Origin of the sequence: Brevibacillus porteri (assembly GCF_003013475.1) — a bacterium.
Lineage (GTDB): Bacteria > Bacillota > Bacilli > Brevibacillales > Brevibacillaceae > Brevibacillus > Brevibacillus porteri.
On record NZ_PXZO01000036.1, the window covers coordinates 30,750 to 54,117 of the forward strand.

29 protein-coding genes, 1 other RNA gene, 1 pseudogene and 3 riboswitches are annotated in these 23,368 nt (G+C 48.1%); of the genes and pseudogenes, 7 read left to right on the plus strand and 24 right to left on the minus strand.

What is annotated here, in order from left to right; all coding sequences use genetic code 11:
- Window positions 1–11: 11 nt before the first annotated feature.
- On the plus strand, window positions 12–464 hold the full coding sequence (locus C7R92_RS18255; RefSeq protein ID WP_106835225.1) for a hypothetical protein: 453 nt from the start codon (window positions 12–14) through the stop codon (window positions 462–464).
- A gap of 87 nt (window positions 465–551) precedes the next feature.
- Here the strand turns inward: C7R92_RS18255 and ssrS are convergent.
- Window positions 552–742: non-coding RNA, 6S RNA (gene ssrS, locus C7R92_RS18260), on the minus strand.
- Between the two features lie 164 nt (window positions 743–906).
- Between ssrS and C7R92_RS18265 the strand changes: the two genes are divergently transcribed.
- Entirely contained in the window at window positions 907–1,332 is a 426-nt protein-coding gene (locus C7R92_RS18265; RefSeq protein ID WP_106835226.1) for a Gmad2 immunoglobulin-like domain-containing protein, read from the plus strand.
- 7 nt (window positions 1,333–1,339) lie between these two features.
- Here the strand turns inward: C7R92_RS18265 and C7R92_RS18270 are convergent, their stop codons facing one another.
- From C7R92_RS18270 to C7R92_RS18290, 5 genes are all read right to left on the minus strand, one after another.
- Window positions 1,340–2,110 carry an enoyl-CoA hydratase/isomerase family protein gene (locus C7R92_RS18270; RefSeq protein ID WP_106835227.1) on the minus strand — a complete coding sequence of 257 codons (771 nt, stop codon included), beginning with the start codon at window positions 2,108–2,110 and terminating at the stop codon, window positions 1,340–1,342.
- 18 nt (window positions 2,111–2,128) lie between these two features.
- Window positions 2,129–3,304 (minus strand): CaiB/BaiF CoA transferase family protein, encoded by a 1,176-nt coding sequence (locus tag C7R92_RS18275; protein ID WP_106835228.1) that lies wholly within the window; start codon window positions 3,302–3,304, stop codon window positions 2,129–2,131.
- A gap of 131 nt (window positions 3,305–3,435) precedes the next feature.
- Complete coding sequence (locus C7R92_RS18280; protein WP_017249475.1) at window positions 3,436–3,786, minus strand: DUF4870 domain-containing protein; 351 nt, start codon at window positions 3,784–3,786, stop codon at window positions 3,436–3,438.
- 96 nt (window positions 3,787–3,882) lie between these two features.
- Entirely contained in the window at window positions 3,883–4,146 is a 264-nt protein-coding gene (locus tag C7R92_RS18285; RefSeq protein ID WP_106835229.1) for a hypothetical protein, read from the minus strand.
- Between the two features lie 127 nt (window positions 4,147–4,273).
- A complete protein-coding gene (locus C7R92_RS18290) occupies window positions 4,274–5,206 on the minus strand; it encodes a GntR family transcriptional regulator (protein ID WP_106835230.1) in 933 nt (310 codons plus the stop codon).
- Between the two features lie 136 nt (window positions 5,207–5,342).
- Between C7R92_RS18290 and C7R92_RS18295 the strand changes: the two genes are divergently transcribed.
- Window positions 5,343–5,513, plus strand: coding sequence for a YjzC family protein (locus C7R92_RS18295; protein ID WP_017249478.1), 171 nt, complete (start codon window positions 5,343–5,345; stop codon window positions 5,511–5,513).
- A 51-nt stretch (window positions 5,514–5,564) separates the two neighbouring features.
- On the opposite strand, the gene C7R92_RS18300 is transcribed toward C7R92_RS18295, so the two are convergent.
- Window positions 5,565–5,810: a hypothetical protein gene (locus C7R92_RS18300; RefSeq protein ID WP_106835231.1), complete on the minus strand. Its 246-nt coding sequence runs from the start codon at window positions 5,808–5,810 to the stop codon at window positions 5,565–5,567.
- A 91-nt stretch (window positions 5,811–5,901) separates the two neighbouring features.
- Here C7R92_RS18300 and C7R92_RS18305 point away from each other — a divergent pair, with 91 nt between their 5' ends.
- A complete protein-coding gene (locus C7R92_RS18305; RefSeq protein WP_106835232.1) occupies window positions 5,902–6,435 on the plus strand; it encodes a DUF309 domain-containing protein in 534 nt (177 codons plus the stop codon).
- Here the strand turns inward: C7R92_RS18305 and C7R92_RS18310 are convergent.
- Window positions 6,432–6,983 carry an RNA 2'-phosphotransferase gene (locus C7R92_RS18310; RefSeq protein WP_069849506.1) on the minus strand — a complete coding sequence of 184 codons (552 nt, stop codon included), beginning with the start codon at window positions 6,981–6,983 and terminating at the stop codon, window positions 6,432–6,434. The two genes, C7R92_RS18305 and C7R92_RS18310, sit on opposite strands and share 4 nt — an antisense overlap.
- Before the next feature lie 21 nt (window positions 6,984–7,004).
- Window positions 7,005–7,685 (minus strand): CPBP family intramembrane glutamic endopeptidase, encoded by a 681-nt coding sequence (locus C7R92_RS18315; RefSeq protein WP_069849508.1) that lies wholly within the window; start codon window positions 7,683–7,685, stop codon window positions 7,005–7,007.
- A gap of 194 nt (window positions 7,686–7,879) precedes the next feature.
- Between C7R92_RS18315 and C7R92_RS18320 the strand changes: the two genes are divergently transcribed.
- Window positions 7,880–9,079 (plus strand): MFS transporter, encoded by a 1,200-nt coding sequence (locus C7R92_RS18320; protein WP_106835233.1) that lies wholly within the window; start codon window positions 7,880–7,882, stop codon window positions 9,077–9,079.
- A 96-nt stretch (window positions 9,080–9,175) separates the two neighbouring features.
- Entirely contained in the window at window positions 9,176–9,655 is a 480-nt protein-coding gene (locus tag C7R92_RS18325; RefSeq protein ID WP_106835234.1) for a CcdC family protein, read from the plus strand.
- A gap of 114 nt (window positions 9,656–9,769) precedes the next feature.
- Here the strand turns inward: C7R92_RS18325 and C7R92_RS18330 are convergent, their stop codons facing one another.
- Entirely contained in the window at window positions 9,770–10,585 is an 816-nt protein-coding gene (locus C7R92_RS18330) for a VOC family protein (RefSeq protein ID WP_106835235.1), read from the minus strand.
- Window positions 10,586–10,662: 77 nt separating this feature from the next.
- On the opposite strand from C7R92_RS18330, the gene C7R92_RS18335 reads away from it, so the two are divergent.
- On the plus strand, window positions 10,663–11,832 hold the full coding sequence (locus C7R92_RS18335; protein WP_106835236.1) for a CapA family protein: 1,170 nt from the start codon (window positions 10,663–10,665) through the stop codon (window positions 11,830–11,832).
- A 62-nt stretch (window positions 11,833–11,894) separates the two neighbouring features.
- Here C7R92_RS18335 and C7R92_RS18340 read toward each other — a convergent pair whose 3' ends face one another.
- The 14 genes and pseudogenes from C7R92_RS18340 to C7R92_RS18400 all read right to left on the minus strand — a co-directional run.
- Window positions 11,895–13,160 (minus strand): homoserine dehydrogenase, encoded by a 1,266-nt coding sequence (locus C7R92_RS18340; protein ID WP_106835237.1) that lies wholly within the window; start codon window positions 13,158–13,160, stop codon window positions 11,895–11,897.
- Between the two features lie 86 nt (window positions 13,161–13,246).
- Window positions 13,247–13,358, minus strand: a riboswitch (SAM riboswitch).
- A gap of 65 nt (window positions 13,359–13,423) precedes the next feature.
- A riboswitch (SAM riboswitch) is annotated at window positions 13,424–13,530 on the minus strand.
- A gap of 94 nt (window positions 13,531–13,624) precedes the next feature.
- The gene (locus tag C7R92_RS33165; protein WP_017249489.1) at window positions 13,625–13,759 is read right to left on the minus strand and encodes a hypothetical protein; all 135 of its coding nucleotides are present in this window, start codon (window positions 13,757–13,759) and stop codon (window positions 13,625–13,627) included.
- Between the two features lie 159 nt (window positions 13,760–13,918).
- Window positions 13,919–14,123: riboswitch (cobalamin riboswitch) on the minus strand.
- Between the two features lie 33 nt (window positions 14,124–14,156).
- Window positions 14,157–14,646: pseudogene (locus C7R92_RS18345) on the minus strand (methylated-DNA--[protein]-cysteine S-methyltransferase).
- Window positions 14,647–14,653: 7 nt separating this feature from the next.
- Window positions 14,654–15,169, minus strand: coding sequence for a DinB family protein (locus C7R92_RS18350; protein ID WP_106835238.1), 516 nt, complete (start codon window positions 15,167–15,169; stop codon window positions 14,654–14,656).
- Window positions 15,170–15,213: 44 nt separating this feature from the next.
- On the minus strand, window positions 15,214–15,837 hold the full coding sequence (locus C7R92_RS18355; RefSeq protein ID WP_106835239.1) for a cyclase family protein: 624 nt from the start codon (window positions 15,835–15,837) through the stop codon (window positions 15,214–15,216).
- A 21-nt stretch (window positions 15,838–15,858) separates the two neighbouring features.
- Window positions 15,859–16,848 (minus strand): Gfo/Idh/MocA family protein, encoded by a 990-nt coding sequence (locus tag C7R92_RS18360; protein WP_017249494.1) that lies wholly within the window; start codon window positions 16,846–16,848, stop codon window positions 15,859–15,861.
- A gap of 25 nt (window positions 16,849–16,873) precedes the next feature.
- On the minus strand, window positions 16,874–18,373 hold the full coding sequence (zwf, locus tag C7R92_RS18365) for a glucose-6-phosphate dehydrogenase (RefSeq protein ID WP_106835240.1): 1,500 nt from the start codon (window positions 18,371–18,373) through the stop codon (window positions 16,874–16,876).
- Between the two features lie 97 nt (window positions 18,374–18,470).
- The gene (gene kynB / locus C7R92_RS18370) at window positions 18,471–19,091 is read right to left on the minus strand and encodes an arylformamidase (protein WP_106835241.1); all 621 of its coding nucleotides are present in this window, start codon (window positions 19,089–19,091) and stop codon (window positions 18,471–18,473) included.
- A gap of 139 nt (window positions 19,092–19,230) precedes the next feature.
- Entirely contained in the window at window positions 19,231–20,406 is a 1,176-nt protein-coding gene (locus C7R92_RS18375) for an ATP-binding protein (RefSeq protein WP_069849532.1), read from the minus strand.
- Window positions 20,407–20,595: 189 nt separating this feature from the next.
- Entirely contained in the window at window positions 20,596–21,120 is a 525-nt protein-coding gene (locus C7R92_RS18380) for a phage tail protein (RefSeq protein ID WP_106835242.1), read from the minus strand.
- A gap of 15 nt (window positions 21,121–21,135) precedes the next feature.
- Window positions 21,136–21,645: a phage tail protein gene (locus C7R92_RS18385; protein ID WP_069849536.1), complete on the minus strand. Its 510-nt coding sequence runs from the start codon at window positions 21,643–21,645 to the stop codon at window positions 21,136–21,138.
- Window positions 21,646–21,672: 27 nt separating this feature from the next.
- Window positions 21,673–22,188, minus strand: coding sequence for a phage tail protein (locus C7R92_RS18390; RefSeq protein ID WP_106835243.1), 516 nt, complete (start codon window positions 22,186–22,188; stop codon window positions 21,673–21,675).
- Window positions 22,189–22,242: 54 nt separating this feature from the next.
- Window positions 22,243–22,719, minus strand: coding sequence for a GNAT family N-acetyltransferase (locus C7R92_RS18395; protein WP_106835244.1), 477 nt, complete (start codon window positions 22,717–22,719; stop codon window positions 22,243–22,245).
- 271 nt (window positions 22,720–22,990) lie between these two features.
- On the minus strand, window positions 22,991–23,368 hold a 378-nt coding region (locus C7R92_RS18400; RefSeq protein ID WP_208636218.1), incomplete at its 5' end, for a hypothetical protein.

The following is a 23,368-nucleotide window of genomic DNA, read 5'->3' on the forward strand; positions in this document are numbered from 1 at the left end:
GGAGGATCAGGATGAACGTCATTGGTATCATCCAGACCGATCTTAACGAATTCAACGTGCTGTTTGAGCAGCAAGGCGGGCAAGGCGGAAACGGACAAGGACAAGGACAGCAATCGCAAAACAGCGGACAAAACAACCAACAAGACCAAGACAGCGACTCGATGTTTCTCAGCTTTCTTGATGAGCAGCCGAGTTCCAATGAAAACAGCGGTCAAGGGAACAGCCAAGGTGGGCAACAGCAAAATGGTGGCCCGCAAGAGCTGACGGTTCGCATTAAAGGAATTCCTGAGGGGCAAAAAGCAAACTTCCTGCAAATGTATCAAATTCTTCAAGACGCCCAAGACTCCCAAACACTTGAAAAGGACCTGACCATTGTCGATCATGGGGATCAAGACCAAGGCTCCCAAAAACAAGGGCAGGGCCAGGGCCACGGCTCGGGCAAACAAAACAAAACCACCCATTAATCAACGTATAGAAAAACAAAAACCACCTGGAAGCAGATTCCAAGTGGTTTTTTGTGCTATCGGCAATTCATTGCATTCATAAACGGCCAAGTCCCCGCTCTGCCGTTGACCTCATGTTTCTATAACCTGCGCTCACACAGGTGGGCGACCCTTCTGCACTTCAGCCTTCCCATGCATCCCAGAAGGAGGTGGGCCTGACATCCATCACAGTTTCCGTCTCCCAAAAAACACGTATAAGGTTAGAAACATTTACGGCCTATCGAACATCGCAGGATCTTGATGTCCCTACTTTATCACAGAATGGCCCTTTGCTCAACGGATAAAGTTCCCTTTGGACTTTTATCTCATCCATTTTCACGGAGTTGTCATACAATCCCGAGAATAGTTCTATACCAATTTCGCCAACCTAGAGAGGAAAACGAATGAAAGGAAGAAGGAAAACATGCAATTTCGAACAAACATGCTGACAACCTGCTTACTCGCCATGAGCCTGACGGCTGTATCATTTCCCAGCATCATTCCGCCCGCAGCCGCTAGCACACATTCTCATCCTGTTGGCGAGGACAAGGGGCAATACGAGAATGAATCGTTTCGGAATATTACGATCACCAAAACAGGCGAAGGACAATATACGATTAAGGGTGAAGCACGCGTGAACGAAGCCAACGTACGATTCGTCGTGACAGACGGAGACAAGACATTGGCCAATAGCTTTGTGACAGCAAGCACGGGTGCCCCCGAGTGGGGGAGCTTTTCCATCGATCTCAAGCTGGACCCGAGCGCAAAATCACCTGCGCTCTCTTTGTTCGAGGAAAGTGCAGCGACAGGACAGCGCATTCATGAACTAAACATCCCACTGCCAAAATAAATCAGCGCTACGTCCGCTTCAGCTTCGCTTGTACGAGCATCTGAAATTCAGGGCGTGCGATCAGGGACGGCTGCTGTTGCTTTTCCCAGGCCAGTGCATATTCTAGGCCGTTTGCCTGGCAGCGTCCCAACCCTTCTTTTGTGACGGCATACGCTTGCTTCGGCAGGCGCCGTACCGCAGCAACCAATTTTTCAACCTCACTTTCGACTTGATTGGCTTCTACCGCTTGATAGATCAAGCCGATTTCCCCCGCTTTTTTCCCTGTAATCTTTTCTCCCAGCAGTGCGAGACGCTTCGCCCACGCCGTACCAACAAGCCTTGGCATAAGGTATGTCCCGCCAAAATCTGTTGTCAGACCAATCTGGACAAAAGGCTCCTGCAACAGGGCGTCTTCCGTCGCAATGACAAAATCAGCATGCAACGCGAGATTGAGTCCCGCTCCGACGGCTACTCCCTCGATGACTGCAATCACAGGCTTTGGCATTTGATGCAAGTTGGTGATGAAATCATTAATGATCGTCAATGATTGATCAGCGTCACTCTTATCCGTCAGCGCAGTCAACACGCCCAAATCAGCACCCGAGCAAAAGTTCCCCCCCGCTCCCCGCAAAATAAGCACATCGACCTCCTCATCTGCTGAAGCTTTTGAGATCGCGTCCTGCAAAAGGGAAAACATTTCAAGCGTCATCGCATTGAGGACGTGTGGCCTGTTGAGCGTAATCGTGCAGATTCCATCAACTTTTGTTACGATCAGTTGCGTATGATGATCCTGTTCCATCATTTTTCTCACCCTTTCCTATAAAGAAGCGGCAGGAATAACCCCCTGCCTTTGCAGCCTGCTCAAATCCTCCTCTGTGAGGTTCAGCTTGCGTTTGAGCAGCTCGTACGTGTAATCGGTGTGCCACGGGGGTGACAACCGCTCCGCCCTGTAACGATGCGCGAGACTCTCCTCATGATCGGGCGACTTTTTTTCCAAATAAGGCAGCGTATACGCTATCTCCCTGTTCGCAACGTATGGATTATCTACCCAGTTTTCCCAATCTTCAACGGCGGTCAGACAGCAATCCACTTCACTGCCCAGTTCACTCCACTCGGCTTGGGTTCTGGACAGAAACAGTGCTTTCATATCGTCAAACACCTCTGGATGCAGAGAAACGCTAGCTCGGTGGCATAGCTCCCAGTCTGCTCTTCCTACCGCGCGGCAAAAATTGAGCCAGAACTTTTCTTCCAACGCAGCAAGTGCGACATACTGGCCGTCTGCTGTCTCATACACCTGATACGCCAGCAAACTCCCTCTCCCGGTCTCCCGTCCAATCGAGGAGTTGTATGACATAAACAGTGCATGAAGGCCTGTCCAAGAACTAAACAAGTCAGCCGACGAAACATCCAAATATGCTCCTCGTCCTGTCCGCGCACGTTGAACAAGCGCCGCGCATATTTGTTCACTGGCATACAACCCGAGCGCATAATCAGAAAGCGGAATATCTGCAACGACAGGCTTGCCTTCCAGATCGCGAACCAGTGAGAGAAATCCGCTTACTGCCTGGACATTCAAGTCATGCCCCCCTATTTGGTATAGCTCGCCGCTTTGGCCATAGCCCGTTACGGAGCAATAAATGACAGCAGGGTGCATCTCGAACAGGCGATCGTAATCCAGTCCCAAATGACGCATCACCCCTGGTCGATAGCTCTCCACCACGACATCAGCCTGTCTGGCCAGAGCAAACGCGAGCGCTTTTCCCTCATTCGTCCGCAAATTCAATGAAATACTTTTATGATTGCGATGTGAACGCAGGTAAAACGCTCCCGTCTCTCTAGCTTCAGGATGAGAAGGCCTGATTAACGGTGAGTGAGTTTTGTCGTGAAACGGTTCCACCTCGATGACCTCTGCCCCCAAATCAGCCAGGCGCATTGTACAAATCGGACCTGGAAGATGGCGAGAAAAATCAACTATCGTCACTCCCGTCAACATGATTTGACTCCCCCTTCACCGACTACACTCATTTGTAATTCGAGATGAACGAATGTTCACCCTCTTTTTAAATAGAAAATTCAAACAAATATAAAAAGCCGTCCCAAGTGGAACGACTTTTCTAAGAACGGTTATTTAATAAACCGGAGAGTGAGCGGGTAACGGAATTCTTTTCCCTCATTCGCTTTCACCGCAGCGATAATAACGAAAATCGCCCAAAAAATAAAGAGGGCTCCTAATAATAGTGCGCCGATAAAAATGATGATCAACAAGCTTGAAATGGCCGCATAAATCGTTACCGAGATGCTAAAATTCAGGGCCTCTTTTCCATGCTGATAAAAAAAGGCTCCCTCTTCACGCTTGATCAACCATACAATTAAAGGTCCTAGTACATTGCCGAACGGAACGATAAAACCAAGGAAGGCAGATAGATGTACGATCATCGCCCACATTCGTTCCTCTTTCCCATTCAGGAATTGCATACCCATACCTCCATTAATCCTTTTCCTCTATTGTACGACAAATTGCGCAAAACTTGCGAAAAAACGAAAAAAGCGCCACCACGGCGCCTTTCTCTATTAATACTTGCTCTCGTGACTTCCACCGTACATGCCGCCGTAACCGCCGCCGTACCCTCCACCATGAGAGGAGCCGTAACCATCGAAACCGCCGTAACCGCCGCCAAAGTGGCCATAACCGCCACAATGTCCGTGTCCCCCACTACGACCGTATGGTTTACAATGGGTTTTGTAGTGTGGCTTGTAGAAGCAATGCTTTCTGTACACTTTCTTTTCGCAGCATTTAAAGCATCTGCGACGAGATCTTCTGCATCCGCAACTCATTAACCTCACCCCTTCCTGTTCGTTACATCTACAAGGTATGTAGGTGAAGGCATATCGGCATGGACATCAGTCTATACACTAGTCAAAATCAGCGGATGTCTCGTAGGCTATTCAGTAGTAGGAGTTGTCAATGGGTAACGAGCTTGCGCAGTTCATTAATACCGTGGTGGTCAGGAATTTCTTGAAATTCCTTTACTTTTGGCAGCGTAAGCAAATGTGGTTTCACCATATAGCCAGGCTTGGAAATATACACGACGTCACAGGATGCAATCAAATCAAACACTTCCGCATGGTTCGCTTCTATCGTCCGAATATCCAAGTGCGTAATGCCTGCATTGTAGAGATCATTGATCATACCCGCACCACCTCGTATGGTCGCACAGATCAATCCGATTTTCGTATTTCGTGGGTAGGCCTCCATGGCAGGGATCACCGTCGTAGGGTCCGGGATAAAATCAAGGCTAACGATCGGAGGCGCATCCTTCGGGAGTTTCAGGTTAACGGAAGGTGGGATAACGATGGCTTTGTATTGCTGCAAAAAATTTGCATCGCATTCTACCTGCTGGGAAAAATCCTCGACGGTTCTCCCTTCAACCATCACACTCGGAAGATGGTACTGTACCAAACGCATATATTCAGTGACCTCCAGTTCTGTGAACCGCAAAAAAAGAACCGGAAACTGATTGATTTCTTGCAAAACAGAGGACAGAACGCGCGAGAATTCATCCATGGTATAGCCCATTGCTTTCAGTTTATGAATGGTTTCTTTGGCGAGTAAAGCAAGATGGATCGGGTTACGTGACAAGAGCGTGTCATTTGCACTATTGGTTACAATCGTCCCCCTCCCTTGCCGACAATCAACCAGCCCTTCTTGCTGGAGACGCAAATACACGCTGCGAACGGTGTTGTAATTGACTTTCAACTGTGCCGCCAACTCCCTTACCGTTGGCAGCTGCTCTTGGGAAGGAAGCTCACCGCTTCGAATCGAGGATGAAAATTGTTGATATAATTGCTCGTGATAAGATATATTGGATTCCTTTTTCAAGGTCAAAGGTAGCATGTATTCACCTCTCCAAAAGTAATTGAAATGATCGTAAAGGAATTCAAAATCTATCGTCAATAGAAGGGAAAGCATGAAGCCAGTGTACCGGGTCATACTAATTCAGATGACAATTCCTTAGGAAGAAGGTGCCTTCGTGGGAGAACACAGCCGTTTTCGTGAAGGAGAAAAGTCTCCGAAAAATGCCGTATACATGGAGATTGGTGAGTCTGGTGCAAGTGTGCAGAACCCGATGATCATCGAGCTTTCCAGAGGGGAAAAGTTCCCCGCTACACGAAATAAAAATCGCGTATGGACGCAAAAGTAAGGAATACAAAAACCAACCTGGCACCATGCACAAGGTTGGTTCTCTTTTTTACTAATTGTCGTCTTCGTCGTCCTCTTCCTCTTCGTCTTCTTCATCGCCACTCAAGTAAATAATGGTGACACCCAGGCTCTCCAATAACGAAAGGACTTCTTTGTTCAACTCCTGATCCATGAGCAATCCCAGGCTTTCCACGAGCTCGAGCTCTTCCAGTTCTCCCTGTTCAGCATCCTCGATCAGTTCTATGATTTCGGTCATTCGCTTTTTTTCCAATACGGCTACGAGTTCATCTCTTGTCATAAATGGTTTTACACCTCATTTTCTACTCTCTATGCTTTATAATAGTACATAAACGATCCCTTGAAAACCAAGCAGTGAGGTGAAGATCACCATGTATCCGCAACCGTATCTGGATTATTTGATCCAATTTCATGTAGAACGCGATTATTTTGAGTGTCATGAGATTCTCGAGGAGTATTGGAAAAGCGCTCCTCCACATGAGCGACAGCAAGTGTGGGTTGGTTTGATTCAAATCTCCGTCGCTCTGTATCACCAGAGACGCGGGAATCAGTCAGGTGCAATCAAAATGCTCACAAGCGCCATATCCCTTGTCAAAAAGTATCAGCTTGACGTCCAAAAGCTTGGGTTGGATAGTGACAGTCTGGCTAACCTGCTTGAAGAACGCCTGACAGAAATCCAAAATGGTCAGCCCTATCGAAGCCTGTCCCTGCCCATGTCCGATGCTTTGAAACAGGCGTATCAAGAGGCTTGTACGATGCAAAATCACCCTGAACATCGGGATAGCGATATGCAAGACGCCTACTTGCTGAATAAGCATACCTTGAGGGATCGAAGCGATGTTTTGGCAGAACGCAAGCACCAGCTGCAAATGCGCGAAGCACGTCGAAACAACGAGTCAAACTAGTCTGCGTACAGCTGCAAATAACTGGCCGGGACAGCATCGCTCAAACAATAGCGCTCACCCACTCGGTAAAAGCAAATGCCGGCTTCATGGGCCCCCTTTGCATTCACAGTGACGAGGCGCAATGTGTCTGTCGGTTCTCCAATATGCTCCGGTCTTTCCGCAAGCTGCACATACTCACTGGCAATCGGCAACAGGCCGCCAGTGAGTGCTTGTTTCAATAACTTTCGATGTGTCCCGTAATAAAGAACGTCAGGTGGTACCATCTCGATGAGCTTGCTTTTTGCAATCGTGGGCAAAAATCCGTAAGTAGCTCGAATGAGTGCTCCACCGTCCCATTCGATACTCCGCTCCGGATCGAATTCCACGACTTGATGAAGATCTTGCCTAGCTATGTATGAGCACCCTTTCAGCGTATGAAGATAGTCCAGCAACGGCTCAATCGGGGTATAACCATACGTGTCATAGTAGAGTTGAAATGCTTCACTGTTTTGCCGAAGTATACTGAGCAATCGCTTGCGCAGTCTCGTTTCTTCATGAATCGCCAGCATCCGTTTCGCCCTCCTATCCGGTCAATAAATCCAGAGAACCACAGCTAGTGCGAGACCCAAATCCGCGAACAAATGACTAATCCAGTTTGGGTAAATCGAAGGAAACATTCCTTTCATCCATCCCCAAATCAGCCCTGCTCCAAAAACCATCGACGTAATGAACAAGCCGTTTCGAAAACCAAAGAGGATCGAAGAGATAATCAGGTGATATAAGGAATAAAAAAAGCTGGAAAGAAAAATGGACATCAAGCGGGATAAGGATGCGCGCAACCGCTGCAATACGAAGCCTCGCCAGAACAACTCTTCCAGCAGCGAGTTAATGAAAACGAGGTAGAACGAAAAACCCCAAATCCAGCGGCGTTCAATCCCCCATGTCTCCATACCTGTTCGAACGGCTTCAGGTCTTCCCGGTTCCTGCAGGAGCAACCAAAGCCCTGCCAGCACTCCTGTCAACATAAGAGCGCCAAATGCCAGTCCGTATAAAGTACCCTGCCATTCAAAACTTCCCCACGCTAAACGCCAGTGCCTTCGCAAATCTCCTTCCCACCATCCGTGAATGACGGGGATACAGATGCAAACGAGCACATGAAAAGAAAAGAACGTGACAATGACGCTATGCTTTTCCACCAATCCGTAAAAGATCGTGAGTGTCGCAGCAAATCCATACACGATCAACAGTAGCAACGTTCGTTTTCGCGCCATTTACGAATAGCTCCTTTTGGGCGTAATGGCCGCAGTATTGTGTTAGTTTGTCCGTTATGAATACGAAGAATACCCACAAAGACAATAAATATACAAGCGTTTGCATGAATGCTATACTTGAGAAATCGCTTTTTATCAAATGAATGGATCGGTTCAAATTTTTACCTATCTAACAAATGTTTGGAGTGGCTCTCATGTTATGGCGTAATCGTACCTTTCTGCTTTTAATGAGCGGAGAGATCGTCGCGGGAGCGGGCATGTGGATTTCGATTATTGCCAATCTTGCGTTCATGCAGAAACTCGTTCCTTCTGATACGGTGAAGGGCTTGATTCTGATGTGTGGGTTGGTGGTAAGCATCCTCCTCGCCCCTAAAGCGGGTGTGGTAATTGACATGTACGACAAAGGCAAGATCATGCTGTTTGCCAGCCTGGTCCGAACACTCAGCCCCGTCTTCATGTTCCCGGCTCTTGCAAACGATTCTCTTCTGTGGATGATCGTATCTTTGATCGTGATGCAATGCTCTGCTGCATTTTATTTTCCGACCGTGCAGGCTTCCTTGCCAGCCATCCTTTCCCAGGACGAGTTACTCAAGGCGAACAGCGCATATCTGAATATCTCTACCCTCTCGCGCATTGGAGGAACAGCAATCGGCGGTATACTCGTTGCCTCCATGGACCTGTCCATGCTGTATGTGTGCTCCATCATCGCGTACGCTGTACTCGCTGTCGTCACACTCTTTCTCCGCATTCCGCAAGTGACTTCTCGGAAAATTCAGGAAAAAGTAGAGTTTCGCGAAGTACTGACGATCTCGCGACAGGACCCGGCCTTGTTTGTCGGCTTGATTAATAACGGGTTGATCACCTTGTTCCTTGGCGGTCTGAACCTGATGATCTTGAACTTTAGCGAGCTACAACAGGAACCTCAGCTCATGGGATGGATCTATGCAGCAGAAGGAATCAGCATTTTGATTGGGGGACTCTTGGCAAAACGTTGGATTGGCAGCAGAAACCTCGTGGCAGCGTCCACCATCATGCTCTTTTTCTTCGCGCTGTCCCAGTTTGGCATGTCATTCGCCGATAACAAATTCATGGTGCTCGCTTCCTTCTCCATGTTCGGCTTTGTCGTTGCTTTCTTCTTCCCGGTCACCGCAACGATTTTCCAGAAGCGTCTACCTCCACACCAGCAAGGGCGATTCTTTTCTTTTAAAAGCATGCTGGATCGTGGATTCTTCTTGTTGGCTCTCGCGATTACAGGAGTTGGGCTGGACCTTCTCGGCATTAGCGGCTACCTCCTCTTCATCGGCTCGGTGACAGTGCTCTTTGGCTTATTGACTTTCTTCTACAGTAAAAAGCATAAGCTGGATGTACGCTCCCACGATGAAGCAGCTGCCTAGAATCGGAATGTAACGGACATGACAAACGCTTTCCCACTGACCATGCTTTGGTGTACACTAGTGAAAGTATGTTGAACCTTATGGAGGCGTTTTTCCATGCAGATACTTTCCTCTCCCGTTTTGGGAATCCTGCTGCCTCTCGTGATGGCTATTGCAGTGATCTTTGTGAGAATGCGTCGGCAAAAAAAGCCGGCTTCTGCAAAAAGCATTATTTTGCCACCTTTCTTTATGGCGACAGGGTTTGCAATGTTTTTGTTCCCGGAGGCGCAATTACCGCCCAAGTTTGATATTGCAGCCTTTGTGGTTGGGCTTATCTTTTCGATTCCGTTGATTATGACGTCACGCTTCGAAATCATTGGGCAAGATGTGTATTTGAAACGGTCCCGTGCGTTTTTCTTCATTTTGTCCGGACTGTTGGTCATCCGACTGATTATTAAACTGATGATCAATGATAGCTTTACACCGATTCAGACGGGTGGGCTGTTCTTCTTGCTCGCATTCGGTATGCTCGTACCTTGGCGTATCGCGATGCTGGTGATGTACCGGAATTTAACTAAAAAGACGTTTGGCACCTAGTAAAAAAACCACCTCCAATCGAGGTGGTTTTTTTCTCAAAACGCTACATAAAACGGATGCTCTTCTTCTCGTAAACACAACTCAATCCGTTTGCAGAGGCTCTCTTCTAAACGACTATTCCAGCGCTACTAGAAAGTAAGATCCTCCATCAATCTTATACTCGCTATTCTTGCTTGCTCCTTCCAGCCTCGCAAAAAACGGTCGTTGCCCGCGATTTTTCCATGCAGTCTGCGCCAATCCCTCTTCCGTCGGTTGGCAAAGCACTACATTTCCACCCGGAAGTTCAAATGCTTGGCAGATGGCCCCCAGTTCTTTATCGTGAAATTTTTCGCTCTTCTTCCATCCAAACCAGCTTTGCCAACGTGCTGTTGCTTCATCCAGATCGTTTACTGCATAGCCTACTGACTGGAGATGCGCTGCACCGTTCGGATGTGCGCCAATGATGCCACGATTTGTCAAATCTTCAATTCTCTCCTCATCCGTTTGCGACCATTCAATGAGAAATGGCGGTAGAAGAGCACTATCTGCATCTTCGAGGAACAGCATCCGCCACTGAAGCGTCGTGCCATCATCACGCGTACGACTTCCCGCAACTGGTCCAGTAACCTGCAAACCTTGGCCTCGCAGGCGCTCTGCCCACGCATCCATCTCGTTGGTCCGAAGCGCAATTTGACCAAATCCTTCTCCCTTCGCTTCATCCTCGATACATTGACGTACGAGCGGATTATCTGATTGTCGAGCAAGCTCCTTGTGTTCAACCGCCAAAAATTCAACATAAGAAAGCCCGAAATAACTAAGGCTATTCCATGTCCCCCAAGACGCGTGACGCCCTCCAGCTACCGCATGAAAACCCGCTTGGCAAAATTGTTCCGATGCTTCCTGTGGAGTTCGCTGTACAAAATGAACCAAATGATCAAAAGTTAATCGCACCTTTTTTCGCCTCTTTTCGTAATACTTATAGGATATCAAAATTCATTTATGTAAGGATAGAAGGACAAGGGGGAAAAATGAACGAGACCAGATCAAGCCGGGTAAAAGCTCGGCGCAAGAAATCACGTAAAACATGGGTACGTGTTGGAAAGAACACGCTCCTATTTAGCGTATTGGCCATCTTCGTCGTCGGAACCTACTACTTATTCCAAACTGCCATGGATGGAAAACATGCCAACCCGAACGAGCAGCCTGCTCCTGACAATACTGTGAACCAAAAGACCTCTGTGCAGCTCACCTTTGTCGGTGACATCATGATGTCAGGGAATGTAGAGAAAACCTTACTCGCAAACAGCTATGACTACCCATTCAAGCATGTAAGCTCACTCTTTTTGCAAGATGATATCACGATTGCCAATTTGGAGACGCCGATCACCGCCACAGGTGTTGCCGCACAGAACAAGGCGTATGTCTACAAGTCGTCGCCACTTGCTGTTCCTGCCATGAAAAACGCAGGGATTGATGTGGTGAATCTCGCCAATAATCACTCCATGGATCAAGGAGTTCCGGGATTGCTCGATACTTTTGACGCTTTGGACAAGAACCAGATTGAATACGTCGGCGCTGGAAAGGATGCCAAACGTGCCTATTCCCCTGTATTCATAGAAAAGAACGGCATCAAGATCGCGATTCTCGGCTTCAGCAGGGTCATTCCCGAAACAAGCTGGTTTGCAGGGGATTCCCAGCCAGGTATGGCCGCTTCCTATGATCCTACGCAAGCAGTGAAAGCGATCCAAGATGCGAACCACCAAGCGGATCTCGTCGTGGTGATTGCACACTGGGGCAAGGAACGCTTCGATTATCCTGTCGATCATCAAGAAGAGTTGTCTCGTGCCTACATCGATGCTGGTGCAGATTTGATTGTCGGCGGTCATCCACACGTACTTCAAGGCTTTGAACGATACAACGACAAATGGATTGCGTATAGTCTAGGCAATTTCATTTTCACACGATCAAGCGAACCCAAGACTTGGGAAACGATGGTTCTGCAAGCAAACTGTACGAAAAGCGGTGATTGTGAGCTGACGATGCTTCCGTTTCACGCAGAATTGGGACAAGCTGTACCCATGAATGAAAGCAACGGCGCTGCCCTGCTAAAACGTATTGAATCCATTTCTGAGAGTGTCGACATACAAAGTGACGGGCGTGTACAGCCGCGCGCAAAAGCGGTGGAGACTGCCCCCTGACAAAAGAAGCCGTGTTTCCAGGTAACTAGAAATACGGCTTTTCTTCTTATTTTTCCTCTTACTTACGCAGATTCGATAATGGGGAAGCAACGCACTTCTAAGCCAAAATCATTTTTCAATAGGGACTCGTGCTCTTTACTGATTCCTGTCACGATCAAACCTGCACGCAATACGCCCCCCAAGTCGAATTGGACTTTTAGTTTATGCACGTTGACTCCTGCCTGCTGAAGGAAATGCAAGACACGATCTGGCGTAGCAGTATGACATGAGCCCTCTAGATAACACAGGACGCGTTCCTCCGAGTCCACCGTGACTCCTGCTTTGTCAGCCGTTTTTTCTTTCCAAGTAGGATGCGGTGTGAATGGCTGTGTCAATAAATAGGCCAAATCCTCTACGACTGCACTTGCTGTAGGGAGCTCTCCTGCCCCTCTTCCTGTAAACAACAAGTCTCCCACGATGTTGCCCGATAGCTGCACAGCATTAAACGCGTCGTGGATTTGCGCCAACGGATGACTCAGCTGAAGCATGGTTGGTTCAACAGATAGGCGAATTCCTTGTTCAGCTTGATAGGCCTGCGCGATGAGCTTGATCCGGTACCCCAGCTCACTCGCAATCCGAATGTGACCCGCTGATAAATCTGAAATCCCTTTACGAACAACATCTGCTAGCGGCAGCGATTCTCCATAAACAAGCTGTGCCAGGATGTACAACTTGTACATAGCGTCAAAGCCTTCTACATCCGAACGAGGGTCTGCTTCCGCATAGCCCAACTCCTGCGCTTGCTTGAGCACCTCCTGATAAGAGAGTTGTTCTGCCTCCATCTTCGTCAAAATGAAGTTCGTTGTTCCGTTGAGAATACCGCGAACACCTTGGATATCGTTCGTGCGAAGGAACTGCCGGAGCACGCTCAAGATCGGGATGCCCCCTGCCACACTCGCTTCATAGGCCAGATGAACTTGATGCTGATTTGCCAAATCGACTAGCTCCGTTCCTTTTTTCGCCAGTAGCTCTTTGTTGGCAGTTACTACATGGCAGCCCTTTTCGATCAAAGCACGTACGTAGTCATAGGTAGGTTCTACACCGCCCATGACCTCCACTACGATATCCACATCGCTTCTCAATACTTCCTCAAAGTCAGTTGTCAGTAAAGCCGGGTCGACGTGAACCGCCCGCTCTTTTTCCGAGTCACGCACCAAGGCCTTGACGATCTCAATTCGTTTTCCCAGACGAGAAGCCAGCTTCTCCTGTTGCGAACGGATCGTTTTGATTACGCCTCCACCGACTGTTCCCAATCCCAATAATCCCACGCGTACCACTTCTGCACTCATCCTGACCACCCCATACCCCGAATTTTAGATAAAAAGAAAAGCCATCTTCGATAAGAAGAAGGCTTGTTAGCAGCTAATGCTCCCCCTCCTTATCTCCCAGGACGTATATGTCCTGCAGGAATTGGCACCTTGTCACAAAATATACGTGACGGTTGCCGGGCTTCATCGGGCCAGTCCCTCCACCTCTCTGGATAAAGAAAATATGAAATTAAAAAAACCTTCTTCGCTAAGAAGAAGGTTCATCTACTAATAGAGTAACCCGCTTCTTATCTTTCGAGACGAAACGTCTCGCAGGAATTGGCACCTTGTCGCAATATGCAACGGTTGCCGGGCTTCATAGGGCCAGACCCTCCACCTCTCTGGATAAGAACCATTTATGCTGTTGAGCTTTATTCTAAGAAATTCCAAGGCAAGCGTCAACAAAATTCTTTCTTTTCTGATTGTAAGCTGATTTGGCAAGGCTTTCAGTTGGGAGTGAACAGGCTTTCTACCTCTTCCATACTGCAGCAAGTGCAATGAAACACACCCTCCTGGCCTTCCTCAGGCAGCTCTTTTTCCTCGACATATCCGCACCATTGGCAAATGAAAAGTTGAATCATCGCACGCCCTCCTCTTCTTTTATCCTGCCCAAAATAAAAAGAACATTTTCCGCTCGACCGTGACGATCGTTAGAAAATGCCAGAAAAAGAGGGACGCACTTGTCCACGCGCTGTTTTTCGCAAGCCATCTCTAACACCTCCCTATCTCCCGTAGGTCTATCAGTGTTGTCGAAACAGGCAGGTCTCCTGACTATGGGTTCATCGTCTAGCGTCGCCTTCCCCGTCTATTTTGATAGACCAGTGGCTTGTTGGACGCTGACTCCCCTCTTACAGTGGCGGGACCGTGTCGGATTTGCACCGAGCTTCCCTATTATCCTTGTGGCGAATTGTTACGCCCGAAGGAACCTGTTTCCACCTATGAAATTGTCTTTTCTCACTACTCTCCTCAAATTCTACCTTATTCTTCCTTGTTTTGCGAACATTGTTCGTGGGTCAGTAGCCATTCCTTTCGCCACAAGCCACCCGAATAGCCTGTTAGACTCCCGTTTGATCCTATAATTCTATGGCATGGCACAATGGTTCAGCCGATTTTTTCCGTTGGCATTCCCGACAGCCCTCACCGCATTTTCCTTCCCAATCAACGCGGCTAGCTCCGTATACGTAATCTTGTGCGCATAGGGAATGGTGGTCAATGTGTGCCAGACTGATTTCTGAAAGTCTGTCCCTTTCATCCACAGGGGAACAGAAAAGGACTGTCTCTTGCCGGAAAAATATTCGTCCAGCTGTTGCCGGCAAACGAGGAGAGGCTCGTGGCAATTGTCTTCTTGTTCAAGCAAAATGGGTTCGTCCCGATCTGTGAATAGGATAGAACATACCTCGTCTTCTGTCCCACTGATTTCCAAGACGCCGAGTGGCGATGCATAATCGATTGTCTGTATCCTTTCCATACGAGACCTACCCTAAATACCGCTCTCTCAAAATGGTACTGTGGTGAGCTTCATGTCCTGCAATCACATAAGCCAACGTCCTTGCAGATAGCTTGTTTCCGTTGGCAATTCCTGTACGCAACCACGCTTCTGGAGAGATTCCTCGGACTAGCGCGATGGTCGAAGCACGTACAGCCTTATACTCTTCCAATAAATCAGAGAGGTTTCTTAGCCGAAAACACCCGTGTTCGACAAAAGTATTCTCATCAAAACCGATGAGGGGTGTCTGGTCTCCTCTCGCGATTCTCAGTAAGCGATAGCTCATGATGCGTTCTGTATCGACGAGATGACCCAAAACCTCTATTACCGTCCATTTGCCTGGTGCATACCGATAATCAATTTGCTCAGGCGCAAGTGACGAAAATAGCGCGACTTGCCTCTCTCCTTGTTGCGTAAGGATCGTTAGCGGCTCCCCTTCCGGTACAAGCCCAATATAATAGTCAAAATAAGCGGCGTATTCATCGCGCTCTGGTCGTCTGAGCATGTATTTCCCTCCCCTTCATTTTGGATAGACAAATGATGTCTCCATTATTCGTTATGTAATCCTTCAAACAATAGGACCCTTGCCGGGGCTGCATCCGTGCCGATCAGCTTGAGTGGTGCAGCTACCAAAAAATAATCGCCTGGGGGGACCTCCGCTAGCCGCAAGCCTTCCACGACAATGACGCCCGCTGCAAACAGTTTTTTATGGGTGGGGTGCCCTTCCTGACTGCGTTCGATTCCAAGTGCATCGGTACCAATGCCCCGTACCCCCAGCTCACTTACATATTCTGCACCTTCCTCTGACAGAAAGATGAATTCAAAAGAGAACGCCTCTTCAAAAGAGTTTTTCGTTTTAAATAGGACAAAATCTCCTCGCTCAAGATCGAAGCTCTCTAAGTCGGAGCGATTGATCCTGTCCTCTACCGCTGTGAGATCGAGAACCTTGCAACTGCCCACTAGCTTCTCCAATGAAATACTCTCCAATGTATCGCCAGCATTCACCATGTGCAGGGGAGCATCTACATGGGTACCAGAATGAAGGTCCATATCGATTCTTGATTCTGTTACATAGCCATTGGTAGCGGTACGTATTTTCGGCTGCTTTTCCTGCTTGTTTTTATACACCGTCATTCCTTCGTACACGTTGGCGGTTACATCATACATTTTCATCCCAAATGCCCTCCCCTTTACTTACCGTTTTTTATGATCCGCAGGAAAAACGATTCCCATCTGTCTTCTTACTTCATCCATGACCTGCATGGTCGTTTTGGAGACATCATGCGAATTCGTTGTAGATTGTCTTGCCCCTATCCTTGCCAAGTGTAGGAACTCCCTAATTTCATAATGCATGGTCTTCGGGGTCTGCGGCCTTGTCACTTGCTCGATTCGTCCGTCTCTATAACGAATGTCCACTTCTTTGAGATGGTTGATTCGATCGATCACCATCGTGGCGTCCTCCCCTTGGATTTCTGCTGGCTGATAGGAGGTCGTAATTTTCGAAAAGCTAATGATTGCATCCATCTCTCGATACTTCAAAAGAATGCTGCCTTCCCCGTCCACTCCAGAATCAAGCACAATTCCTTCTGCCTTGATGTCGTCTGGTCTGCCAAAAAGGATGAGTAACGGATAAAGACAATAGATTCCGATGTCCATCAAGGCTCCGTTTGAAAAAGCAGGATCAAAAGCACGTAAAACCTTCCCTTCGCGATAGGCGTCATAGCGCGAAGAATATTGGCAATTGCTAGCAATATAGCGTCGTACTTTTCCCAGCTTGTGCAGGTTGTCTTGTATCGCAAAAAAATTGGGCAACAGCGTAGATTTGACAGCCTCCATGAGCAGCACGTCATTTCTTTTCGCTGCTTCGATCATTTCTTCTACCTCAATCGCATTGGAAGCCAGTGGCTTTTCACACAATACGTGTAGCCCCGCGTCCATGCACTGGATCGCTTGTTCCGCGTGGCAGGAGTTGGGGCTCGCGATATAGACCGCGTCCATATTTTTGCTTGCAGCCATTTCTTCTAGGCTGTTATAGGCGAATGGTGCATGGTACTTGTCAGCGAATTCCTTGGCGCGTTCGATGGTACGTGAATAAACAGCCTGAAGAGAAAATCCTTCTACTTCTTGACCAGCCTGGATAAATTCCTCGGTGATCCAGTTCGTTCCGATTACGCCAAATCGCATCTCATCCGCTCCCTTTTCTTTTGGTCTATCTCGTTGCAGTGACTGGCACTCGTTCTTCGACCTTATCCAGCCACCACACGAATCCGTCCGCAGCAAGCAATTGCTCTGCGGCCTTCGGTCCGAATGAGCCAGCTTCGTACGTAAAGAGCGGCACCAAATTCTCAGCGAAAGCTTCCAGAATCGGTGTCACCCACTCCCACGACAGACGGACCTCATCCCAATGCGCAAAGTAGGTGGAATCTCCTCGGAGTGCATCGAACAAGAGCAGCTCGTACGCTTCCGGCACGTCTTTTGTCCCTGCACTGAAATCTACCGTCACCGGCTCAATCTTACCGCTATTTGTCGGATTCTTACTATTTACCTGCAAGGCAATACCTTCGTTCGGATTCACGCTAATGATCAACAAATTTGGCGATGTCGTTTCATTTTGCTCCTGATATAGCTTTTCATGCGGATTTTTGAACTCAATGACGATCCTGGTTGATTTCTCTTGCAGTCTTTTTCCCGTACGAATATAAAAAGGTACCCCTTGCCAAAACGGGTCATCAATCCAGACACGAGTGGCAATATACGTTTCTGTCATCGAAACTGGATCGACACCAGGCTCGTCCCTGTAGCCAGCCACAGGTGTTCCTTGAATATGTCCTGCGCTATACTGACCGCGAATCACGTGGGTGCGGACTTCTTCTTTCTTCATCGGACGCACGGCGGCCATCACCTTGCGCTTTTCTTCGCGGATATGGGCGGAAGTGATTCGCTTCGGAAGCTGCATGGCGATAATCATGAGCATTTGCAGCATGTGATTTTGGAGCATGTCACGCAGTGCTCCGGCTGGCTCGTAATATCCAGCCCGATCCTCGACGCCGACCGTTTCATTCGCCGTAATTTGCACGTTGGCGATGTACTGGTTGTTCCAAAGAGCCTGGAAGACCGGATTCGCAAATTCGAGAGCCTCAAGGTTTTGAACCATCGGTTTTCCCAAGTAATGGTCAATGCGATATATTTCTTCTTCCAAAAATGCTTTCCCCAGCTTTTCATTCAATTCTTCGGCAGATTGCAAATCATGTCCAAACGGTTTTTCAATGATCAGACGCTTCCAGCCTGTCGTTGAACCCAGTCCACTGGCCTTAACATTGGTTGCAATTCCCTCGAAATATTGCGGGGCTACTGACAAGTAAAACATCCGGTTTTGCGGGATCTGCAGCTCTTGCTCTCTTTGGAGGACCAGATCATGTAACGTTTCATAAGCACGCGGCTCCATGACATCTACTTCCGCATAGCGACAAGCAGACAAGAAAGCGTCTAGTTCGTGGGAAGCAATCTGAGCTCGACGGGAAAACTCATGGACAGACTGGCGAACAGATTCCTGAAATTCGTCACCAGACCAGGCCCTTCTCCCTACACCGATAATCGAAAAGGCAGCAGGCAACTTTTGATCTACATATAAGTTAAAGAGCGCAGGGAAAATTTTGCGTTTTGCTAAATCTCCTGTTGCGCCAAAAAGGACAAAGGTCATCGCTTCCATCTACTTTTTCATTCCCTTCATACGTACGCCGTGATGATGGTATTTGTAGTTACCCTATTATTATTCGAGAAAATCACTGCTTTATCAATATGCAGCCTCACGAACGACGCAAGATTGCACGTACCGGACTCCCATCTGCTTCCATCAAAAGCAGCGGCAGTGCGATCAGTTCATAATCACCCGGTTCGACATGATCGAGCAGAAGCCCCTCCAAAATATGAATGTCATGCTGATGAAGCCCATGATGAGCAGCCAGTTCCTTGCTGTCCAATGGATCGACAGACGGGACATCTACTCCAATCAGCCGAATGCCTTTTTGGGCGAGGAACGCTGGTAAGTCCGCTCGTAGATGACAGATGGTTGACGGAAACTGATTGGGGTCGCTCCATGATAAGGTTTTGAGCAGCAAGCGTTCCACCCCGTCCAGATCTACCTGGGCAAAATCTTCTGGACCAATGCTGGAACGTCCCGTAAGCTCTACCACTCTTGCCTCTCCAATATACAAGTCCAAAGGCAATTCAGCTATTTTTCGGCCACCGTCATCGAAATGGAACGGAGCATCCACATGGGTACCTGTGTGAATACTCATGGTTACTTTGCCGACATTGACTGAGCCACTCTCCGCTTTGGGCCAGTTTACGACATAGTGAAAGGGAGTGTCCCCTGGCCAGGTTGGCATACCTGCCATAAGCGGACGGGATATCTCTATTATTTTCATCACGTATCCTCCACCTTCCAGCAACTGTTCGTGCCTATACTCAGCGTACAAAAAAGACTATATTGAGTCAATATTCTAACATTTACATCATGAAAAAAGACCGCAGCTTGATAGCGAGCCGACGGTCTTTTCGTTGATGTTAGATTCTGCTGTGAAGAGACAGGTAATCCCACACCTCATCATAGATTCCGTTGTAATCCACTTGTTTCAAATGTTCTTTCAAAGTCCGCAACCACTCAATGGTTGTTGGATAGGTAGCTGCAATGGCCTCCCGTAGATCGCTCATTTGAATCGGGCGATCGACCCCTTTTGTTACGATATCATGCCAGACCTGCTCCGTTGCGAGCTCCACTACATACTCGATGTCTGCCCCCGAATAAAACTCTGTCCATCCTGCTAATTGCTCATAATCGAGCATCTCAGAAGGACGGCCCTCCAGCTTTAAGCGAAAAATATCCTCCCGTGCTTGCCGATCTGGCGGTCCGACAAAAATCCAGTGATCAAAACCAGCTGCTCGGAGCATGGAAGGCTCCAATTCCCATGGAACGTTGGTTGAACCCATCAGGACGAATCGTTCGTCGTATTCGCCTGCCTCCGCTATCTGCTGAAGCCATTTGGAATCGATCCCCTGTCTAGGATAGGAGTTCGGATGCTCTTCGTAATGGCTGGAAGCGTCAAGTTCATCTAAAAAGAACAGAAACGGTTTATTGGCAGGGACTGTTGCCAGTAAGTCCTGGATGTTGAACTGCCTGTTCGACGGCGCATACATACTTCGACCGCCTGTAATCGCCATGGAGAAAAAATGAGCCTGACATTCTTCTGCGGTTGCTTTTGCTAGCAAAGATTTTCCGCACCCCGATGGTCCGTAGAGTAAAATGGTACTTTTCTTTTGAGGCAACCGTTGCGAAATAGGATGTAGGAGTCTTTGAAAAATTGCCTCTTTTACTCGTCCAAGCCCGCCGACCATTCCAAAACCCGCCGTTTTCTCAACGAGTTGAACCGATTTCGCGGTGGTCTTCCCTTTGCCCCCTTCGATGACGCGTATCTTAGGTGGAAACATCGTATATGTAGAGGAATCCTTCTGATTGATCCCTTTTAACGTCCGCGAATATGGGGATTCCTTTTGTAGCTTGTTGAGTTCGATCACAATTTTTTCCTTCATCGCTTCATTTCCATAGGCAAGGGCCTGCGTAAACGCTTGTAAAGCCTCCGTACGATCCCCGTGCTCAGCATGCTCTAACCCTAATAACAGCCATACTGGGGCATTGCGTTGATCGCTCGTCAACATGCTTTTCAGTATTTCTATCTTCGTCATCTGCTTCATCCTCTGCGATCGTTCTGCTTCAAGCGATCGTTTAATATCACGGACATATCCATTATAATGCATACGTCTCGCAAGAAGAATACGAAAAGTAGGAAAAGATGGAAGAAGGGCTGTGACCGTCATCGTCATTCGAAAAAGACGCCTTCAGCTACACAGCTTCGGGCGTCCAAGATACAGTTCCTATTCTCTCGGTGGAAAAGCTCCACCTTCCACACAAATGATGAACGAGAGTCCAAGATAAGGCTGCATATTATTATGAGGTTGAGTACCGCCTGTGGTGCCGATTGTTTGCGGGCTAAGCTGTGTCCCATCACTCGTTTTGGAGTAAGGAATGACACTTCCCCGACCAACAGTCGATGACCATTTCGCGCCTGTTGGTGAATCGACTGTTGGCGTTGAGCACACATTCGGAACATGAGTATGCGCCGGAATATCATTTTCCAGCAGAGTGATTTTGGCATCGCCACCTGTCTCTCCCACCGAACGCGGTGTCAAGCCAGGTCCTGCCCCCTGGCTCATCGGGGCTGTACCTCTTAAATTAGGAAGCGCAAATGTGGTCTTTCCATCTCCACCATACTTCGTGCCCAATATCGAATACAAGACAGGATTGGAAGAGATCGGGATCAATTGTCCATCACAAAAAGCCCAGTCCCTCGGTGCGAAATTGCCACCGAAGATACGAATTTCTCCAATATACGGATCCATATGATAGTGCCTCCTCTAGTTTCTTGACGGGTAAACCCCTTGAATTGCGATGCAAAAATTCCCGACCAAATACGGCTGCATATTAATATGAGGTGCACTATTCCCTACCATTTGCAGCGCACTCTCGCTCATCGTCGTATCCGGGGTTGTCCCATAGGTTGTGGTGGAAGCTTGTGCCCAGTAGTTCCCCGCGCAGACTTTTTCATTGGCAGCTGCATTTGAGCCGGTTGCCGTATGGGTATGGGCGGGTATCTCGTTTGTCGTTAATACATGTGTTTCTTCGCCAGCTGACATACCAAGCGGTACGATTGGACGATCCTGTAGATTGTTTTTATGAACGGGGACACGCCCTCTTAAATCGGGTAAAGCAAACGTGGTTTTCCCGTTCCCCCCATAAGTAGTTCCTAACAAGGAATACAGTGCCTGGTTTACGTTGATAGGCAGCACGGCACCATTACACAAAGCCCAACCCTTTGGCGCAAATGGAAATGGAAAAAATCGAATTTCTCCAAGAAATGGTTCCATGTAAAATCCTCCTGTTCGATTTGGATGTTAATTTTGTGAAGGATAGATTCCGTACAGGGCGATGATGAAATTAATAACCGTAAACGGCATCAGGTTACTGTGTGGTTGATTCCCACCCACACTGCTCAAGCTGGACGGGTTCATTAATCCATCAGGTACATTCGCTGAATATTGCTGCGCATTTTTTGCCCATACAGCATTGGCAGGGCTGTTCTGCGTTCCTGGCTGCGATGATGCATGGACCGTATGCGAATGCGCAGGCAATTGTGAGACGGTTAAGGTGACTGATTCTACACCATTTTTCCCACCAATCACGTAGGTAGTTCCTGTACTCGGATTGGTCCCTTGATGGAGCGGGATGCGTCCCCGTAAATCAGGCAACGCAAAAGTCATTTGTCCATCCCCGCCATATGTGGTTCCAATCAAACTATACAGCGTGTCGTATTCAGAAATAGATAAGATCTGTCCATTGCATAATGCCCATCCTTGTGGTGCATAATCTCCTCCAAACATCCTGATTTCTCCAAGAAATGGCTCTGCCATGTTGCTTCCTCCTTATGTAAAGTGGTTATTTCCGTTGTCGAACGAACAGATTGGTCATTTTTGCAGAAGTGGCTGCCATTCCATTTGGATATACAGCCCCGTTGAGTCAGTTACGATGAAATGAAGTCGTTCATATAATCGAAAGGCGGGATTCCCTTGTACAACATGTAAACGGATTGGTAATTGGAAAACTTGAGCCTCTTTTTGCAGATCGCCAATCATACCAGAACCAACACCCTGTCCCCGATAAGCAGGCAGCAAAGAAATATCTACGAGGTGCAGTGCATCTCCGCTCGCATCCGTGATCATCCGACCGATAGGCTGCTCGGATCGAAGAATGATTTGATGCTTCTGAGCGGGAAACTGCATTTGGTAAGACTTCTGCTGCATGATAAACTGCGACTGTAAAAAAGCAAGCTTGTCCGCCTCACTCCAACCCCAAAGAGCCATTTCTTCGGTTCTCGTAGAACCGTACAATTCCCAAATAAATGCTTCGTCTTGCTCATATTCAAAAGGTCTGGTATGTACCATAATCCTCCTTGCATGCAATCGTTGTACTTTTCTGTCATTTGATCAGTTACCTGCTTGCATTCTTTCAGGCTGGATATGCTGACTTGTCTTTCCTATGTGTATCGCTCTTCCTCCTTCGAACTTTTTCTGATATCCCGGCTGATTAAATAGCAATCACCAATCATGATATCATTAGCTAAATTCCTTCTAACACTAACTAAAGTTAGCTCTTTTACATGAAAAACGCTTCGTCCCCATAAAAGAGGCGAAGCGTTTTATCTCCTGTGTACAGTTAGTCTTTTCCAGTACCTTCGTTATCCTCATTGTTCTTACCGTTGCCGCCTCCATTGCCATTGCTGCCACCGTTGCCGTTACCACCACCGTTGCCATTGCTGCCACCGTTGCCGTTACCACCACCGTTGCCGTTGCCGCCACCATTGCCTTTTCCACCACCGTTGCCGGTTCCGCCGCCGTTGCCTTTTCCACCGCCGTTGCCTTTACCTTGGCCTTCACCCGTTCCACCGCCGTAGCCTTTGCCTCGGCCCTCACCTGTTCCGCCACCGTAGCCTTTACCTTGGCCTTCACCTGTTCCACCGCCGTAGCCTTTACCTTGGCCTTCACCTGTTCCACCGCCGTAGCCTTTACCTTGGCCTTGACCTGCTCCGCCGCC

Excerpts from the sequence above, each read along its gene's own strand:
- C7R92_RS18255 (WP_106835225.1), top strand. The coding sequence starts at position 12 with ATGAACGTCATTGGTATCATCCAGACCGATCTTAACGAATTCAACGTG.
- C7R92_RS18265 (WP_106835226.1), top strand. The coding sequence starts at position 907 with ATGCAATTTCGAACAAACATGCTGACAACCTGCTTACTCGCCATGAGC.
- C7R92_RS18270 (WP_106835227.1), bottom strand. The coding sequence starts at position 2,110 with ATGGAACAGGATCATCATACGCAACTGATCGTAACAAAAGTTGATGGA.
- C7R92_RS18275 (WP_106835228.1), bottom strand. The coding sequence starts at position 3,304 with ATGTTGACGGGAGTGACGATAGTTGATTTTTCTCGCCATCTTCCAGGT.
- C7R92_RS18280 (WP_017249475.1), bottom strand. The coding sequence starts at position 3,786 with ATGCAATTCCTGAATGGGAAAGAGGAACGAATGTGGGCGATGATCGTA.
- C7R92_RS18285 (WP_106835229.1), bottom strand. The coding sequence starts at position 4,146 with ATGAGTTGCGGATGCAGAAGATCTCGTCGCAGATGCTTTAAATGCTGC.
- C7R92_RS18290 (WP_106835230.1), bottom strand. The coding sequence starts at position 5,206 with ATGCTACCTTTGACCTTGAAAAAGGAATCCAATATATCTTATCACGAG.
- C7R92_RS18300 (WP_106835231.1), bottom strand. The coding sequence starts at position 5,810 with ATGACAAGAGATGAACTCGTAGCCGTATTGGAAAAAAAGCGAATGACC.
- C7R92_RS18305 (WP_106835232.1), top strand. The coding sequence starts at position 5,902 with ATGTATCCGCAACCGTATCTGGATTATTTGATCCAATTTCATGTAGAA.
- C7R92_RS18310 (WP_069849506.1), bottom strand. The coding sequence starts at position 6,983 with ATGCTGGCGATTCATGAAGAAACGAGACTGCGCAAGCGATTGCTCAGT.
- C7R92_RS18315 (WP_069849508.1), bottom strand. The coding sequence starts at position 7,685 with ATGGCGCGAAAACGAACGTTGCTACTGTTGATCGTGTATGGATTTGCT.
- C7R92_RS18320 (WP_106835233.1), top strand. The coding sequence starts at position 7,880 with ATGTTATGGCGTAATCGTACCTTTCTGCTTTTAATGAGCGGAGAGATC.
- C7R92_RS18325 (WP_106835234.1), top strand. The coding sequence starts at position 9,176 with ATGCAGATACTTTCCTCTCCCGTTTTGGGAATCCTGCTGCCTCTCGTG.
- C7R92_RS18335 (WP_106835236.1), top strand. The coding sequence starts at position 10,663 with ATGAACGAGACCAGATCAAGCCGGGTAAAAGCTCGGCGCAAGAAATCA.
- C7R92_RS18340 (WP_106835237.1), bottom strand. The coding sequence starts at position 13,160 with ATGAGTGCAGAAGTGGTACGCGTGGGATTATTGGGATTGGGAACAGTC.
- C7R92_RS33165 (WP_017249489.1), bottom strand. The coding sequence starts at position 13,759 with ATGATTCAACTTTTCATTTGCCAATGGTGCGGATATGTCGAGGAAAAA.
- C7R92_RS18350 (WP_106835238.1), bottom strand. The coding sequence starts at position 15,169 with ATGCTCAGACGACCAGAGCGCGATGAATACGCCGCTTATTTTGACTAT.
- C7R92_RS18355 (WP_106835239.1), bottom strand. The coding sequence starts at position 15,837 with ATGAAAATGTATGATGTAACCGCCAACGTGTACGAAGGAATGACGGTG.
- C7R92_RS18360 (WP_017249494.1), bottom strand. The coding sequence starts at position 16,848 with ATGCGATTTGGCGTAATCGGAACGAACTGGATCACCGAGGAATTTATC.
- zwf (WP_106835240.1), bottom strand. The coding sequence starts at position 18,373 with ATGGAAGCGATGACCTTTGTCCTTTTTGGCGCAACAGGAGATTTAGCA.
- kynB (WP_106835241.1), bottom strand. The coding sequence starts at position 19,091 with ATGAAAATAATAGAGATATCCCGTCCGCTTATGGCAGGTATGCCAACC.
- C7R92_RS18375 (WP_069849532.1), bottom strand. The coding sequence starts at position 20,406 with ATGACGAAGATAGAAATACTGAAAAGCATGTTGACGAGCGATCAACGC.
- C7R92_RS18380 (WP_106835242.1), bottom strand. The coding sequence starts at position 21,120 with ATGGATCCGTATATTGGAGAAATTCGTATCTTCGGTGGCAATTTCGCA.
- C7R92_RS18385 (WP_069849536.1), bottom strand. The coding sequence starts at position 21,645 with ATGGAACCATTTCTTGGAGAAATTCGATTTTTTCCATTTCCATTTGCG.
- C7R92_RS18390 (WP_106835243.1), bottom strand. The coding sequence starts at position 22,188 with ATGGCAGAGCCATTTCTTGGAGAAATCAGGATGTTTGGAGGAGATTAT.
- C7R92_RS18395 (WP_106835244.1), bottom strand. The coding sequence starts at position 22,719 with ATGGTACATACCAGACCTTTTGAATATGAGCAAGACGAAGCATTTATT.